We start from the raw sequence: 16,698 nt of genomic DNA, 5'->3' as shown, positions 1-16,698 counted from the left end.
ACGAAAGTTGTGGCGCCGCTTTTCTGTAGCCGACTGCCGCTGCGGCATGGGGACAACGAAGCCGGCTTTCACAGTGGAGCCCTATTGCCGCCGTATTGCGGTTTGACACCAAGGCCAACGAAGCAGGCGAAAGCGCCATCCGCGCAGAGCCTTCTATAAGAGACCAAACGGCGCCTCCTATAAGAGACTAAAGAGAACCCATAGAGACAGACGTGTGATTGGGGATTTCGGCCGGGGCCAGGCGCTTCGTTGACTTCACCCGCCGTGACAGGCAAATGTCATGGCCACAACAAGAACGACAAGCCGTTCCGCCCCGGGGAAGAAGCAGCCTTTCTGGATGCCAGACACGGAAGATGTCATAGCCGACCTCGGCAACGAGCCGCCGCTGATCGCGGACGGCCGCAGCGGCCCTCCCGACCGGCGCGAGATTTCGGCGCGCTGGCTGTCGGGCACCTTCCTTACCGGCGTGACCTCGAGCGTGCTGATGGGCGTGGCGCTGTTTGCAGCGCTTGACGGCCGCCAGCAGCTGGCGACCCCGCCCGAGATCGCCGAGCTTATCAGCCTTGCCAGCGGCGACGATTCCGGCGAGGTCGCCAAGACGACCAGGTTGGTGGCATTGCGCCAGATTGCCAAGGCCAAGGACCGCCGGCGCATGGAAGTGTCGATGGTGACCAAGGTTGGCGACCGCGACGTCATCCACACCATGCCTTTCGTGCAGATCAAGATGGCGCTTGCCGCCGGTCACACGACCAGCCGTGCCTATCCGCCTTTCGACCCGATGCAGGTGTTTGGCAACGGCGACGACAATGCCGCGCAGCCGGCAGCCGCCACCGCCAGCCAGATCTATGGCGCCAAGGTCGAAAGCGAGATGAGCTTGAAGACCGTCGATTTCCCGATCGAGACGGCGGCGTTCGACGAAAAGAGCGACCTTTCTGCCGACGAGGTGGAAAAGGTGGTGCGCGAGGCCGGCACCGATCTGAGCGACGGCGCCGTCCAGGTCGCGTCGCTGCACTATGTCGACCCACAGCGATTCGGTGACGGCTTCGCCGAGAGCATGGCCGGCTCCTATGACGTCAAGATTGTCCCGGAAAACGTCTCGGTGTCGCCGCGCGCCGCCGTCGACGACCAGGCGCCGGCCTTCGCCGAAGAAATCATTCCCTTCACCAAGGATCTCGACATTGCCGAGGCCTTCACCGATTCAGGCTATACCGGCGAGGATGCCACCGGCATGGCCGAGGCGATCGCCAAATTGCTGAATGCCACGGCCCTCAAGGCCGGAACCGTGCTGCGCGTCGGGCTCGAGGTCCATGGCGACGCCGCCAAGATCGTTCGCACCAGCGTTTACGACAGGACCCAGCACATCGTCACCATCGCGCTCGACGACCACGACCAGTACGTGCCGGCGCAGGAGCCGGAGCCAAATCCCGAATTGCTGACGGCGTTCGACGATTCGCCTGCGCCCGTGGTGCGCGGCAATCTGCCGAACGTCTATGACGGCATCTACCGCACCGCCTATTCCTACGGCATGTCCAAGGCGATGACGCAGCGGCTGATCAAGTTGCTGGCATCCAGTGTCGACTTCCAGTCGCGCCTCAATCCCACGGACCGCATCGAGGTGCTGTTCTCGCAGCCCGATGGCGACGACCAGGCGTCGGACGATTCCGAACTGCTTTACGTCTCCGCGACTTTCGGCGGCGCGACGCGAAATTTCTACCGTTTCCAGATGCAGGACGGCAGCACCGACTATTTCGACGAAAACGGCAGCAGTGCCGAGCAGTTTCTGCTGCGCAATCCCTTGCCCAATGGCCGATTTACGTCCGGGTTCGGTGCCAGGCGTCACCCTATTTTGGGGTATGTGAAAATGCATACCGGCACCGACTGGGCAGCTCCGGTGGGATCGCCGATCATTGCCGCAGGCAACGGCGTCGTCGAAAAGGCCGGCTGGGCCGGCGGCTATGGCAAGCAGATCATCCTGCGCCACGCCAATGGCTACGAGACGTCCTACAATCACCAGAGCGCCTTTGCCAAGGGCATCGAGCCGGGTGTCCGCGTTCGCCAGGGTCAGGTTATCGGTTATCTCGGCTCAACCGGCCTCTCCACCGGTCCGCATCTTCATTACGAACTGATCGTCAACGGCACCAAAGTTGATTCGATGCGCGTCCGCCTGCCGGTCGGCAAGACGCTGAAAGGCGACGATCTCGTCGCCTTCAAGCGCGAGCGCGAACGTATCGACGACCTGCTCAAGCAAGAAGACAGCAATCAACTGAAGGTCGCGAGCGCCAAAATCGAAGGCTGAGCCGATTTTCCGCTTCAGCCCTGCTGATTCGCCGTGTCGCGCGACCAAGGCAGCCGCTCACCGGAAACCGTCGTCCAGGCGGTCATTGCCGAAAGCAGGCAAAGCAGCGCGGTCACCGCGGCAACGGCCGCGAATGCCGCGTCGCTGGCGGCAAGCCTTGCCGCATCGAGGCCGGGCGCCAGGCCGGCGGGCGCCGGTTCGCCGAAACCCGGAATGCCGGAGCCGGCACCCGTGCCGCGCACGGCAGCATAGACCCAGGCCGCCAGCGATCCCATCGCCGCCACGGCGATCAAGCCGCCGATGCGCGAGACGGCGTTGTTGATGCCCGAGGCCGCACCCGTATCCTTGTCCTCGACCGCCGTCATGATGGCGGTCGACAGCGGCGACACCACCAGCGCCATGCCGAGCCCCATCAGCGCCATCAGCGGGAATACCCCCAACCAGAAATTGTGGATGCCCCAATAGGCCAGCAAGGCAAGCCCGGCAAAGGCAAGAGCCACCACCAGACTGCCGCTGGCGATCGGAAAGCGAGGCCCGATGCGGTCGGACCACTGGCCGACCGGACCGGACAGCAGCGCGATCAATGCCGACAGCGGCAGGAAGATGAAGCCGACCTCGGCCGTGCTCAGCCCCCATCCGGCGATCATCAGCATCGGCAGATAGAATAGATTGGCCGACAGCGCGAAATATAGGAAGAAGGTCGCCACATTGGCACCGGCGAAAGCGCCGATCCGAAACAGCGACAGGTCGATCATCGGCTCGCGCCGCCGGCGTTCGAAGACGATGAACACGACGAGCAAAACTGCGCCGGCGGCAATACTCGGGCCGGACATCAGCCCCTCCCCGTCGCCGCTCATCGAGGTCAGGCCGTAAGCGAGCGCTCCGAACGCCAATATGGCGAGTGCTGCGCCGCCGAGATCGAGGCTGCGCTTTTCCGCTGGCGCGTCGGCAGGGACCTTGGCCAGCAGAAGATAGATCGAGACAAGACCGAGCGGCAGGTTGATGGCGAAGATCGCTCGCCAGATGCCGTCGCCGAAGGCCGACAGCACGAAGCCGCCCAGCACCGGGCCGAGCGCTGTCGTCAGCGCCGATGCCGCCGCCCAGATGCCGATCGCCCGGCCGCGTTCCTTTTTCGGATAGGCTTTGGCGATAATGGCCAGGCTGCCCGGCACCATGACGGCCGCTCCAACACCCTGGATAGCCCGAAACGCAATAAGCACCGCCGGGTTAGGCGCCAACGCGCAGGCAAGCGAGGCGGCGACGAACAGGACGATGCCGGCGACGAAGGAATGGCGCAGGCCGAAGCGATCGCCAGCGGCGCCGCCGACGAGAATGAGGGCTGAAAGCGTCAATGCATAGGCATTGGAAATCCATTGCGCCTCGGCGAGGCTGGCGCCGAGATCGACGCGGATCGCCGGCGTCGCAATGGCCAGGACCGATCCGTCGATAAAGCCCAGCGCGGAAGCCAGGATCGCGGCGATCAGCACGAACCGCCGCTGCGCCTGCGGGCAGAACGTATCGGCCGGAAGTGAGCCGGTCAGGGGAACGGCGCCGATACCGACTTTGGTTGGCGTGTGCATGCCGCCTTACCTAGACCGCCGGCACGCCGCCGACAACCGGCCAGCAGGCTGTTCTCATTGAAACCAGGCCGAACCTGACCATACAGGCAGGATTACGCCAACCCGGATGCAAACGGCAGATGCCGTGCTAGATTTCCCGCAACGCTGCAACAAGGGGGAAATACCGCATGAAACGACCGCTCGAACCCTCGGCGGAAGGACGCGGGCGCGTCGTCGGCATCACCGATGGCGTGTTCGCCATTGCGCTCACCCTGATCGTTCTCGAGATCAGGGTGCCGGCGCATGAAACAGTGCATTCCGAAGGCGAACTGATTGCAGCGGTCGCAGCACTGGCGCCGCGCTTCCTGACCTATGCGCTCAGCTTCCTGACGCTGACCATCTTCTGGTTCGGCCAGCAGGCGCAGCACGGGCTGATCGCGAAGTCCGACCGGCGGCTTGCCACGCTGAACCTCTGTTTCCTCGGCTTCATCGCCTTGCTGCCGTTCTCGACCGACCTTCTCGCCGACTTCCTCGAATTCAGAACCGCGGTGCTCGTCTACTGGCTCAATCTTTTGATGCTGGGATTAACGCTGCTCGCCAGTTGGCGCTATGCGGACAAAAACGGCTTCCTGGCGGAAGGCGTCGACGCGGAGACCACCCGAACGGTCTATCTGCGCATCGTCAAAGCGCAGATCCTGTGGGCTGTCGGGGCCGCACTCTGTCTGGTCAGCCCGTTGCTCAGCGTCGGCTTCATCCTGGTGGTGCAGCTGATCTATGCGGCGGCGCTGCGCGCGCCACTGCTGCGAAAGATCATCGGCTGAATGGAGCGAAGACGTTCAGCTCAGTCGACGAACTCCACCGTGACGCCAGGCGACACGATCTTGGCCAGCTCGCGCGCGTCCCAATTGGTCAGCCGCACGCAGCCATGGCTTTCGGTCTTGCCGATCTTCGACGGATCCGGCGTGCCGTGAATGCCGTAGGTCGGCTTGTCCAGCGCAATCCAGACCGAGCCGACCGGGCCGTTCGGCCCCGGCGGGATGGTCAGGATCCTGTCGTTTTCGCCCTGCTTGAAATTGATGTTCGGGTTATACGTGTAGTTCGGGTCAAACGCGACACGTGATACCGCATGCGTGCCGGACGGCGACGGCGTGTCCGACGAGCCAATTGTCGCCGGATAGGCGGCGACCAGCTTGCCCGCTGCATCGTAGGCGCGGACCTGCTTATTGGCCTTGTCGGCAATGATGCGCGCCACCGGCGTCGCCACCAGCCTGCCGAAATTGGCGACCTTGATGATGGTGCCAGGGCGGTTGAAATTGGCGTCCGGGTTAAGCTTCTTCAGATAGTTTTCATCCATATGGAAGCGCTCGGCGATCGCCTCCGTGACGGAGACGTAGCCCATGCGGTCGAGCTGGGCCTTTTGGCTGTAGTCCTCCGGTATCGCAGCGACATAGGGGCCGGCCGCATCCTCGGGCGTGATCGTGTAGGAGGCGAATGCATCGCCACCGGATTGCGCCAGGGCGGCCTGGATTCCGACCGCGTCGGTGGATTTCAGATTGCTGCCGGTGATTTCATTGTAGGCGGCGAGTGCCTTGTCGACATTCGAGCCGAAGCGTCCGTCGATGACGCCGGGCGAAGAACCGGCACGGTCGAGCAGCACCTGCAGCTCCGCCACATCCTGGCGGGCGCCGAGCGAAAGCGACGGGTCGACTGCCGTCTTGCCGCCGGTGTTTGGCGGCAAGGCCGCCTGATCGTTCGGCACCGTCGGCTCGACCGGCTCGATCGAGGCCTCGTTGAGCGGCTGGCGCTCGATGGTGTGCGGTTTTACCGGCTGCAGTGCCTCCGGAGAATTGTTGCCATAGCTGCCGTCATCCCGCGGCGCTTCGGGGAAGGCTTCCACCGAATTGTCGCCATAGGGGTCGTACTCGTCAGCCGGCGGTATGATGACCCTGCCCTCGTCTTCCAACTGCCTGCGGCGGAACCGCGCCGTGTCCTCAGGGTCGTCGAGATAATAGGGGTCGTCCTCGACCGGTCCGAGGTTGCGCAAGCGCTCGCGGCGCAAGGCGCGGCGGTCGAGTCTGGTCTGCGGCGGCTGGATGGCGATGACCTTGCCGGTCTCCGCATCGACGATGACGCGGTTTCCCCTGGCGTCGTAATAGATGTCGAGATTGCTGTTCTGGGCGACAAGAATGCCGCCGTCATCGGCAGCACGAACCACCCGTGGCGCGGTATCTGCCATTGGCGAGGCCATCGCATTCGACGCCAGCAGCCCGGCAGCAAGCGCTGAAAGGGTGAAGATGGTGCGCAACATGATGGCCAAAATTCTCCGGTCCGTAATTGCCGCCGCCGGCATTGTCTCTTTAGAGCGCCGCGCGTCTTTTTGGACGCGCAAAGGACGTTCTAACGCTTTAAATCTCCGCATCGTGCTTTCCGAAAATCGCATTCGATTTTCGGGCCGACGCGTAGGCGAACCCCTCTTCGCCAGCAAATCAGTTGCCAACGATAATGTTCCAATATGAACCGGGCATGAAGATGGCGGATTTCTGACCGATCAACCGGCAGCGAACCCCAATTCCTTGCGCGCCTGTTTCGTCAGCTTAAGCACGACAAGACGGTGGCTTTCGCGCAGATAATCCTTCAGCGCGCCATCATCCATGCTTTCGCTGGTCTGGCGCTGGATCCATTTCATGCCGCGTGAGGCAAGATACGGCGCCGGCCGAAGGCCCGGCTGCTCCCTCAACACGTCATAGGCGATGTCGGAGCATTTGAAGGTGACGAACGGCTCTTTGCCTTCACTCCAGCCGCCGATCGCAAAGACCTTGCCGCCGACTTTCCAGACATGGGCGCCGCCCCACTGCACGACATGGCTCGTCGAAGGCAGCGAGGCGCAGAAGCCGTTATAGTCGTCCAGCGTCATCTGCGCCCCGCCAGTGATGTTAGACCATGATCCCGAACCGAAGCGTAGCAAAAAGTGGATGCCGGTTTTCGGAAAAGATCATGGTCAAAAAAGAAGATAGGAGCCCCATCCCGATTCCATCGGGATGGAACAGGCTCTCGGCTTAAAGTCAGGCAGCCGCTTCGGTTGCCACGACTGCCGGCTTCGAGCGGAAGTTCAAGCGGTCGGACCCAGCGGTGACCTTGACGGTCGAGCCGTCGAGGATCTCGCCGAGCAGGATCTTTTCCGCCAGCGGGTCCTGCAATTCCTTCTGCATCACCCGCTTCAGCGGCCGCGCGCCATAGGCAGGGTCATAGCCCTTGGCCGCCAGCCAATCGATCGCCTCCTGATCGAGCGAAAGCGCGATCTTGCGGTCGACAAGCAGGTTTTCCAGGCGCTTGAGCTGGATCTCGACGATACGATCCATATCCTGCCGGCGCAGCCGGTGGAACAGGATCACCTCGTCGATGCGGTTGAGGAATTCCGGCCGGAACGAAGCCCTGACGACATTCATCACCTCGTCGCGCACGACGTCGACATCCTGGTCCTCGCCGAGATTGACCAGATATTCGCCGCCGAGATTGGACGTCATGATGATCAGCGTGTTGCGGAAGTCGACCGTGCGGCCCTGCCCGTCGGTCAGCCGGCCGTCGTCCAGCACCTGCAGCAGCACGTTGAACACGTCCGGATGTGCCTTCTCGATCTCGTCGAACAGCACGACCTGATAGGGCCGGCGCCGTATCGCTTCGGTCAGCGCGCCGCCCTCCTCATAGCCGACATAGCCGGGAGGCGCGCCGATCAGCCGGGCGACCGAGTGCTTCTCCATGAACTCCGACATGTCGATGCGCACCATGGCGCTCTCGTCGTCGAACAGGAAGCTGGCCAGCGCCTTCGTCAGTTCGGTCTTGCCGACGCCCGTCGGCCCGAGGAACATGAACGAGCCGAGCGGCCGGTTCGGGTCCTGCAGGCCGGCGCGCGCACGGCGTACCGCTTTCGACACCGCCTGCACCGCCTCGCCCTGGCCGACCACGCGCTTGCCGACCTCGTCTTCCATGCGCAACAGCTTGTCGCGCTCGCCTTCCAGCATCTTGTCGACCGGGATGCCCGTCCAGCGCGAGACGATATGGGCGACGTGATCGGGGCCGACCACTTCTTCGACCATGCCGGCCTTGCCATCCCTGGCTTCGGCCTGCTTCAACTGCTTTTCGAGTTCCGGAATCTTGCCATAGGCAAGTTCGCCGGCGCGCTGGAATTCACCCTTGCGCTGAGCGATGGCAAGTTCGTTGCGCGCTTCGTCGAGCTGCTTCTTGAGGTCGGCGGCAAGCCCGAGCTTCTGCTTCTCGGCCTGCCATTTCGAGGTCAGCTCCGTCGATTCCTCCTCCAGGTTCGAGAGCTCCTTCTCGAGCCGGGCGAGCCGGTCCTTCGACGCATCGTCCTTCTCGACCTTCAGCGCCTCGCGCTCGATCTTGAGCTGCATGATGCGACGGTCGATCTCGTCCAGCGCCTCGGGCTTCGAATCGACCTGCATCCTGAGCCGCGACGCGGCCTCGTCGACGAGATCGATTGCCTTGTCCGGCAAGAAGCGGTCGGCGATGTAGCGGTTGGACAGCGTTGCGGCCGCGACCAGCGCCGAATCCGAGATGCGTACCTTGTGGTGCTGCTCGTATTTCTCCTTCAGGCCGCGCAGGATCGAGACGGTGTCTTCGACTGTCGGCTCATTGACGAAGACCGGCTGGAAGCGGCGGGCAAGGGCCGCATCCTTCTCGACATGCTTGCGGTATTCGTCGAGCGTGGTGGCGCCGACGCAGTGCAGTTCGCCGCGTGCCAGGGCCGGCTTCAGCAGGTTCGACGCATCCATGGCGCCATCCGCCTTGCCGGCGCCGACCAGCGTGTGCATCTCGTCGATGAACAGGATGATGCCGCCGGCGGCAGACGTGACTTCGGAAAGCACCGCCTTCAGCCGCTCCTCGAACTCGCCGCGATATTTGGCGCCGGCAATCAGCGACCCCATGTCGAGCGCCATCAGCTGCTTGTCCTTGAGCGATTCCGGCACGTCGCCATTGACGATGCGCAGCGCCAGCCCTTCGGCGATCGCCGTCTTGCCGACACCGGGTTCGCCGATCAGCACCGGGTTGTTCTTGGTGCGGCGCGACAGCACCTGGATGGTGCGGCGGATCTCGTCGTCACGGCCGATGACCGGATCGAGCTTGCCCGCGCGGGCGTCCGCCGTCAGGTCGCGCGCGTATTTCTTCAGCGCGTCATAGCCCTGCTCGGCGCTCGCAGAATCGGCGGTACGACCCTTGCGTACGTCGTTGATGACCTGATTCAGCGCCTGCGGCGTGACACCGGCCTTGGCCAGGATGCCGGCAGTCTTGGCCGATTTTTCCATGGCGAGCGCCTGCAAAAGCCGTTCGACGGTGACGAAGCTGTCACCGGCCTTCGTGGCCAGCTCCTCGGCGGTCGAGAACACCTTGGCCAGCGGCTGCGCGAGATAGAGCTGGCCATTGCCGCCCTCGACCTTGGGCATTGCCTCCAGTGCCGTTTCGACGCCGAGCTTGACGTCACGGCCATTGCCGCCGGCGCGCTCGATCAGCGACGCAGCCAGGCCCTCGTCGTCATCGACAAGGACCTTGAGGATATGCTCGGGGGTGAATTGCTGGTGATTGCGGGAAAGCGCCATGGTTTGCGCGGACTGGATAAAACCGCGCACGCGCTCGGAATATTTTTCAAGATTCATGCCTGTCTCCTTCCGTCACCGGCCCGCTTCGCGGCACCGGATCAGATTGCGGTGACGGACCCGCCCGTTCGAGCCGGATCCTGTACACGCAAGATATGGGACGCAAACCACGGACCCTCAAGACGCCTCGACACTGGCGAACGCATAATATCCCGAGCGCGCAAACAAAAACGGCGGAGATTTCTCTCCGCCGTCTAGGGTAAAGGATGCGCTAAGATCGCCTGAACGTTTCTTCGATCAATTCTCGACGTCGGCAATAATAGGTTGACCGCCAGCGCCTTCAGCCGGCGCCGCATCGGCATTGCCAGTCTCGGCACTGTCAGGGCCGGCGTTGTCGTTGCCGCCATTTGCCTGCTCGACATCGACGCGTGGGCGACGCGGACGCCTGGGGCGGCGTGCGGGGCTGTTTTCGGCAGCGGCTTCGTTGAGCTCGGCCTGGGCGGCGAGACCCGCCGGCGAAAAGTTTTCGAATTGCGGTGCGGGCTCGCTTACAAAGACCGGCTCAGCGGCAGGCACGGGCTCCGCCTGCGCCGGCGCCTCGTCGCGCCGTGGCTGTTCGACGCGCTGTCCACCCTGCTGCTCGCCGCGCGAGCCATACTCGCCGCGCTGGCCGTAACCGCCATTGGGGCGACGGTCGCGCTGGCGTCCGCCATTGTTGTCGCGGCCGTTATTGTCACGGTTATCGCGGCCTCGGTTGTCGCGGCTGTTTTCCTGGTTCAGAGCCAGCTCGGCCGGCGTGCCATCGATGACCGGCTGCGGGCCGGCACCTTGATTGACCGTCGAACCCGATGCCTCGTTGGCATTGTTGTTGCCGGCATTGTCAAACTCGTCGCGATCCTCGTCGCCGTCATCGTCGAAATCGTCGCGATTCTGCTGGGCGTTCTGGATCGGCATCTGCGCCTGAGCGGCTGCGATGATGCGGTTATAGTGCTCTGCATGCTGGAGATAGTTTTCTGCCATCACCCGGTCCCCGGAGCTTTGCGCGTCACGGGCAAGGGTCGCGTACTTCTCGGCAATCTGCTGAGCCGATCCGCGGATCTTCACGTCCGGGCCGTTGCTCTCGTAGTTGCGCGTCAGGGGATTCGGCCCCTTACGGTTGTTGTTATTGTTGTTGCCGCCGCCGCCGCCGTTATTGTTGCGACCGCGCATGCGCCTGTTTTGCTGTTGTGGCCTCATTAGACTCTCTTCACTTTGAAATTTTCGAAAAACTCTTCACGAACGGAGGCGCTCATGCGGCCAGCCGTTTCGTTCCTTCACCGGCGTTCGCCCGCATCGATTGCGTTGGCGCCACGTGCCATCCTGTTCCGGTTACTTCACTTGCCGGACGATTCCCGCACGAAGCTTGGGCGTCGTTTGCGCAAGAAGGCAGCTATTTCCAAGGAAAACCGAATCGCTAAGAGCACTGCCTGCTTCGTCTCATCCGGTTAAGGCGACCCTAGCCGCATTCCCCGGTATTGCCAAGCGCTTTTTTCGCACTGCATCACGGGTTTCACCGTTCGAACACAAGAACCCTGTCGTTTCCGCCGAGATCACGAAACACCCCGACCGAACAGTACCCAGCTGCGGAGAATATCTCCGTAACCTGTTGGTGCTGCGTATGGCCGATCTCGACCGCAATCCTGCCTTGGAGTTCCAAATACGCTGCCGCTCCTGCGGCGATCTTCCTGTAGGGGCTCAGACCGTCCACACCGCCATCGAGGGCCTGGCGTGGATCGAAACCGCGGACCTCGTCCTGCAGATTTCCAATGTCGTCTGAGGGTATATAGGGAGGGTTTGCGGCAATTACATGGTACCGGCCAGAAACTTTTTCAAACCAGTCGGATTTGAGCGCCGTGAACCGGCCGGCGAGCCCCACTTCCCTGGCATTGCGCGTGGCGGTGGCCAGCGCCTCTTGCGAAATGTCGACGCCGGTGGCGGTCGCGGCTGGAACGGCGCTGAGCAGCGCCAGCGCGATGGCACCGGTACCGGTCCCGAGATCGAGGATGCGGCAGCCGCCTTCGCGTGCCGCCATTGCCTTGACGAAGGGCAGCACCGCCTCGACCAGCGTTTCGGTATCCGGCCGCGGCTCCAGCGTTTCCGGCGAAAGCGACAGGCGCAAGCCGTAGAATTCGCGGTAGCCGAGGATGCGGTGCACCGGCTCGCCGGCGATGCGCCGTCGCAAGGCGGCATCGATCGCTGCCGTCACGCCCGCATCGACCGTTCGCTCGGGATCGGCGATGGCTTGCGTGCGGGTCGTGCCGGAAAAATGCTCGACGATCAGCCTGGCATCGAGCGCCGGATCCGCAACCCCGGATGCGGCAAGACGGTTTCGCGCCTCCCGCAACAGTGAGGCCAGCGTGCCGGGCAGGCTGTCAGCCATCGATACCGATATCGGCGAGCAGCTTCGACTGGTGATCGGCGATCAGCGCGTCGATGATCTCGTCGAGCTCGCCCATCAACACCCGGTCGAGCTTATAGAGCGTCAGGTTGATGCGATGGTCGGTGACGCGCCCTTGCGGAAAATTATAGGTGCGGATGCGTTCCGAGCGGTCGCCCGAGCCGACCTGCGACTTGCGCGATTCGGAGCGCTCCTCGTCCGCCTTGCCGCGCTCGAGGTCGTAGAGCCTGGCGCGCAGGATCTGCATGGCCTTCGCCCGGTTCTGGTGTTGCGACTTTTCCGCCTGCACCACCATTATGCCGGTCGGCAGATGGGTGATGCGCACGGCCGAATCGGTGGTGTTGACGTGCTGGCCGCCGGAACCCGAGGCGCGCATCGTGTCGATGCGAATGTCTTCGGCCCTGATGTCGATATCGACCTCTTCGGCTTCCGGCAGCACCGCGACCGTCGCCGCCGAGGTATGGATGCGCCCGCCCGCCTCAGTCGTCGGCACGCGCTGAACGCGGTGCACGCCGGATTCGAATTTCAGATGGGCAAAGACGCCCTTGCCCGAGACGGTGGCGATGATTTCCTTATAGCCGCCGACCTCGCCCTCGCTGGCCGACGCCGTCTCGAAACGCCAGCCATGCGCCGCGGCATAGCGTTCGTACATGCGAAACAGGTCGCCGGCGAAAAGCGCCGCCTCGTCGCCGCCGGTGCCAGCGCGGATTTCGAGGATGGCGTTCTTGTCGTCTGCGGCATCCTTGGGCAACAGCAGGATCTGGATGTCCTTCTGCAGCGCCTCGATTCGATCCTTGACCTCCGGCAGATCGGCCTCGGCCAAGGCCCGCATCTCGGCGTCGGTGCCCTTGTCGGCGAGCATCGCCTCCAGATCGGCCTGTTCGCGCTCGGCGGCGCGCAGCGACCTGATCCTTGCCGCCATCTCCTGGATGTCGGCATATTCGGAGGCCATCCGGACATAGGCGTCCGCCGCCGGCCCGGCCGACATCTGCGCCTCGAGCATGTCGAGACGCTTGACGACTTGATCCATACGGTCGCGGGGCAGGTTGATCATGGCCAAATGCTATAGCGGTATAGATCGGTCGTCGGCAAAGGCCTGCAGCAGGGCCCGCATCGGCAAGCCTTGCGCCGGCGCCATCAGATTGTCGTCGAAGAACGCTTCCAGCTCGCTGAGCGGCAGTTCCGTCAGCATCGCCTTGACCGGGCCGATCGATGCCGGCGACATTGAGATCGAGCGGTAGCCAAGGCCGATCAGCGCCATCGCCGAGATCGGCTTGCCGGCGAGTTCGCCGCACAAGGTCACCGGCGTATGGTTGCGAGCCCCGGCGTCGGCAATCTGCTTCAGGACGCGCAGGAACGGCGTCGACAGCGTGTCGAAGCGGTCGGACAGTTGGGTGTTGCCGCGATCCACCGCCATGACGAACTGGAACAGGTCGTTCGAGCCGACCGAGACGAAATCGACCGCCTTCATCAGCTCGTCGAGCTGGAACAGCAGAGACGGCACCTCCAGCATCGCCCCGACCTTGAGGCTGGTCGGCAGGTGATGGGCAAAGCGCGACAAATGCCGCACCTCGCGATCGATGATCTCGCGCGCCTGCGCGATCTCGCCGAGTTCCGTCACCATTGGCAGCATCAGCTTCAGTTCGCGCCCGCCGCACGCCTTGAGCAGCGCGCGGATCTGGGTGCGCAGCAGGCCAGGCCGGTCGAGCGTCAGGCGGATGGCCCGCCAGCCGAGCGCGGGGTTCTCTTCCTGGATCGAGCCCTTGAAATAGGGCAGCACCTTGTCGCCGCCGATATCGATGGTGCGGAACGTCACCGGCTTGTCGCGCGCCGCCTCGAGCACGTCACGGTACAAGCGTTCCTGGGCTTCGGCGCGCGGAAAGGTCGAAGCGACCATGAATTGCAGCTCGGTGCGGAACAGGCCTATGCCGGCCGCACCCGCTTCGGCCAGTTGCGGCAGATCGACCGCCAGCCCGGCATTCATCAGAAGATCGACCTGGACGCCGTCCTTGGTCACCGACGGCTTCTTGCGCAGCTCGCGGTAGACCTCCTGACGCCGCGCCCGGAAACGAACCTTTTCGGCATAGGCGGCTTCGAGGTCGGGCTGCGGGCGCAGATGGATCGCGCCTTCCACGCCATCGACGATGATGGCATCGCCGTTTTCCGCCATGGAAACGGCGCCCTTCATCTGGCCGGCGACGGGTATGCCCATGGCCCGCGCCACGATGACGACGTGGCTGGTCGCCGCGCCGTCTTCCAGCACCAGTCCGCGCAGCTTGTCTCTGGGATAGTCGAGCAGCTCGGCAGCCCCCATCGAGCGGGCGACGATGATGGCGTCCTTGGGCAGCGAGGCCGCGACGTCCTCCGGACCGCGCCCCATCAGCTGCCGCAACAGCCGGTTGGCAAGATCGTCGAAATCGCTCATCCGCTCGCGCAGATACGGATCGGTCATGTGCAGCATGCGGGCACGCATGTCGCTCTGCACCTTTTCGACCGCCGCTTCGGCCGTCAGGCCGTTGCGGATCGCCTCCTCCAGCCGGCGCACCCAGCCGCGGTCGTTGGCGAACATGCGATAGGCTTCGAGCACCTGGCGATGCTCGCCCTCGAAGGCGACATCGCGGCGCTCCAGCATGTCGTCGATGGAGAGCCTGAGCGAGCCGAGGGACGTGTCGAGCCGCCTGACCTCCTCCTCGCTGTCCTCGTTGAACAGGTTGGTGACGACGATGCGCGGCTCGTGCAGCACCACATGGCCAAGGCCAACGCCTTCGTTGAAGGACAGGCCGGTAAAGCTCACCGGACGGCGCAGATCGAGCTCGAGGCCGGGCCGGGTCAGCCGCGCCAGATCGCCCGTGGCGATCATCTCGGCGATCACCATTGCCGTCGTTTCCAGGGCCTCGACCTCGTCGTCGCGATAATGGCGCATGGTCTTGTTCTGCACGACCAGAACGCCGAGCGTCCGCCCTGCCCTCAGCACCGGCACGCCGAGGAAGGAATTGTAGATTTCTTCCCCGGTCTCCGGCAGGTAGGCGAAGGCAGGATGTTCCTGTGCATTGGAGAGGTTGAGCGGCCGCGCCGAGGCCGCGATCGTGCCGACCAGGCCTTGCCCCAGCCTGAGCTGCGCCAGGTGGACGGCGGTCGGGTTCAGGCCTTCAGTGGCGTACAGCTCGAGCACCGAATCAGAGCGCAGCACATAGAGCGAGCACACCTCGGCAACCATGTTGGAGGCGATGTCGCGCACGATGCGGTCAAGCCGCTCCTGCGGCTCCAGCGGCTCTTGCATGAGCTCGCGGAGCCGTTTCAGCAAAACGCGCGGGCCACTGGCCGTATCACGCATCGCGGCTTCTTCTCCAATGGCATGTCAGCCGGCGCAGTTTCTCCTGCGGCCGGCGCTCACGCAACAACTCAATTAGAGCGCTGTGCGTCCAATTGGACGCACAAAGGACGCTCTAAGACTTTCGATCTGCTGCATCGTGCTTTCCGAAAATCGACTCCGATTTCGGGGCCGATGCAGTCTGCTACTGCTTATCCAGACCGTAGACGGAATGCAAAGTGCGAACTGCAAGTTCCGTATAGGGACCGTCGATCAGGATCGAAATCTTGATTTCGGACGTTGTGATGGCACGGATGTTGATCGACCTGTCGGCCAGCGCCTTGAAGGCGGTGGCGGCGACGCCGGCATGGCTGCGCATGCCGATGCCGATGACCGAAACCTTCGACATGCCGGCTTCCGATTGCACCACGTCATAGCCGATCGTCGCCTTCAGCCGCTCCAGCACGGCAAGCGCCTTGTCGACGTCGCCGGATGGCACGGTGAAGGTCATGTCGGTGAACTTGCCGTCCTCGGAGATGTTCTGGACGATCATGTCGACATTGATGTTGGCCTCGGCCAGCGGCCCGAAAATGCCGGCGGCGACGCCCGGCCGATCGCCGACGCGGCGCAACGAAATCTGCGCCTCGTCCTTGGCGTAGGCAATTCCGGTGACGACCTGCTGTTCCACGATCTCTTCCTCGTCGCAAATAAGCGTTCCCGGCGGATTAAGCAAATCCCCCATTCCTGGTGCGTCGGGATCGTCGAAGGACGACCGCACGAAAGTACGCACCCTGTGCACCATGGCAAGCTCGACCGAGCGCACCTGCAGGACCTTGGCGCCGAGCGAGGCCATTTCGAGCATTTCCTCAAACGAAATCTTGGCCAGCCGCCGCGCCTTCGGCTCGATGCGCGGATCGGTCGTATAGACCCCGTCGACGTCGGTGTAGATGTCGCAACGATCGGCCTTGACCGCCGCCGCGATGGCGACTGCGCTGGTATCGGAGCCGCCACGACCGAGCGTCGCGATCCGATTGTCCGGCCCGATGCCCTGGAACCCGGCAACCACCGCCACCTGGCCTTCGCCGAAGCGCTTGATCAAGAACGCGCCGTCGATGTCGAGAATGCGCGCCGCGCCATGCGCGTTGTCGGTCTTGATCGGGATCTGCCAGCCCTGCCAGGAACGGGCATGCACGCCGATATTCTGCAGCGCGATCGCCAGCAAGCCGGCGGTGACCTGCTCGCCGGCGGCGACGACGGCGTCATATTCGCGCGCATCGTGCATGGGCGAGGCCTCGCGCGTCCATTGCACGAGTTCGTTGGTCTTGCCGGCCATTGCCGAGACCACGACGGCGACCTCATGGCCGGCGTCGACCTCGCGTTTGACATGACGCGCCACATTGCGGATGCGGGCGATGTCGGCGACGGACGTTCCGCCGAATTTCATCACGATGCGCGCCATGGAAGCGAAATGCCTTTGAATGAATGCC

11 protein-coding genes are annotated in these 16,698 nt (G+C 63.6%); 2 read left to right on the top strand and 9 right to left on the bottom strand.

The window, feature by feature from the left end:
* Positions 1 to 337 precede the first annotated feature (337 nt).
* A complete protein-coding gene (locus NKJ08_RS05330) occupies positions 338 to 2,296 on the top strand; it encodes a M23 family metallopeptidase (RefSeq protein ID WP_352525051.1) in 1,959 nt (652 codons plus the stop codon).
* A 14-nt stretch (positions 2,297 to 2,310) separates the two neighbouring features.
* On the opposite strand, the gene NKJ08_RS05325 is transcribed toward NKJ08_RS05330, so the two are convergent.
* Complete coding sequence (locus NKJ08_RS05325) at positions 2,311 to 3,876, bottom strand: MFS transporter (protein WP_352525049.1); 1,566 nt, start codon at positions 3,874 to 3,876, stop codon at positions 2,311 to 2,313.
* Positions 3,877 to 4,043: 167 nt separating this feature from the next.
* On the opposite strand from NKJ08_RS05325, the gene NKJ08_RS05320 reads away from it, so the two are divergent.
* On the top strand, positions 4,044 to 4,676 hold the full coding sequence (locus tag NKJ08_RS05320; RefSeq protein ID WP_352525047.1) for a TMEM175 family protein: 633 nt from the start codon (positions 4,044 to 4,046) through the stop codon (positions 4,674 to 4,676).
* A 20-nt stretch (positions 4,677 to 4,696) separates the two neighbouring features.
* Here the strand turns inward: NKJ08_RS05320 and NKJ08_RS05315 are convergent, their stop codons facing one another.
* The 8 genes from NKJ08_RS05315 to NKJ08_RS05280 all read right to left on the bottom strand — a co-directional run bounded on the left by NKJ08_RS05315 (position 4,697) and on the right by NKJ08_RS05280 (position 16,670).
* Positions 4,697 to 6,163 (bottom strand): L,D-transpeptidase family protein, encoded by a 1,467-nt coding sequence (locus tag NKJ08_RS05315; RefSeq protein ID WP_352525045.1) that lies wholly within the window; start codon positions 6,161 to 6,163, stop codon positions 4,697 to 4,699.
* A gap of 240 nt (positions 6,164 to 6,403) precedes the next feature.
* On the bottom strand, positions 6,404 to 6,769 hold the full coding sequence (locus NKJ08_RS05310) for an MmcQ/YjbR family DNA-binding protein (protein ID WP_352525043.1): 366 nt from the start codon (positions 6,767 to 6,769) through the stop codon (positions 6,404 to 6,406).
* Positions 6,770 to 6,917: 148 nt separating this feature from the next.
* Entirely contained in the window at positions 6,918 to 9,524 is a 2,607-nt protein-coding gene (gene clpB, locus NKJ08_RS05305; protein ID WP_352525041.1) for an ATP-dependent chaperone ClpB, read from the bottom strand.
* A 237-nt stretch (positions 9,525 to 9,761) separates the two neighbouring features.
* Entirely contained in the window at positions 9,762 to 10,673 is a 912-nt protein-coding gene (locus NKJ08_RS05300; RefSeq protein WP_352525039.1) for a DUF4167 domain-containing protein, read from the bottom strand.
* 340 nt (positions 10,674 to 11,013) lie between these two features.
* Positions 11,014 to 11,883 (bottom strand): peptide chain release factor N(5)-glutamine methyltransferase, encoded by an 870-nt coding sequence (prmC, locus tag NKJ08_RS05295; protein ID WP_352525038.1) that lies wholly within the window; start codon positions 11,881 to 11,883, stop codon positions 11,014 to 11,016.
* Positions 11,876 to 12,955, bottom strand: a complete 1,080-nt coding sequence (gene prfA, locus NKJ08_RS05290; RefSeq protein ID WP_352525037.1) for a peptide chain release factor 1 — start codon at positions 12,953 to 12,955, stop codon at positions 11,876 to 11,878. The genes prmC and prfA overlap by 8 nt, the downstream gene beginning before the upstream one ends.
* Before the next feature lie 9 nt (positions 12,956 to 12,964).
* Complete coding sequence (gene ptsP, locus NKJ08_RS05285; RefSeq protein ID WP_352525035.1) at positions 12,965 to 15,235, bottom strand: phosphoenolpyruvate--protein phosphotransferase; 2,271 nt, start codon at positions 15,233 to 15,235, stop codon at positions 12,965 to 12,967.
* A gap of 181 nt (positions 15,236 to 15,416) precedes the next feature.
* A complete protein-coding gene (locus tag NKJ08_RS05280; RefSeq protein WP_352525033.1) occupies positions 15,417 to 16,670 on the bottom strand; it encodes an aspartate kinase in 1,254 nt (417 codons plus the stop codon).
* Between the last annotated feature and the right edge of the window lie 28 nt (positions 16,671 to 16,698).

This window comes from Mesorhizobium sp. M0244 (genome assembly GCF_040321795.1).
Lineage (GTDB): Bacteria > Pseudomonadota > Alphaproteobacteria > Rhizobiales > Rhizobiaceae > Mesorhizobium.
This window is presented reverse-complemented; position numbering and strand designations above follow the sequence as displayed.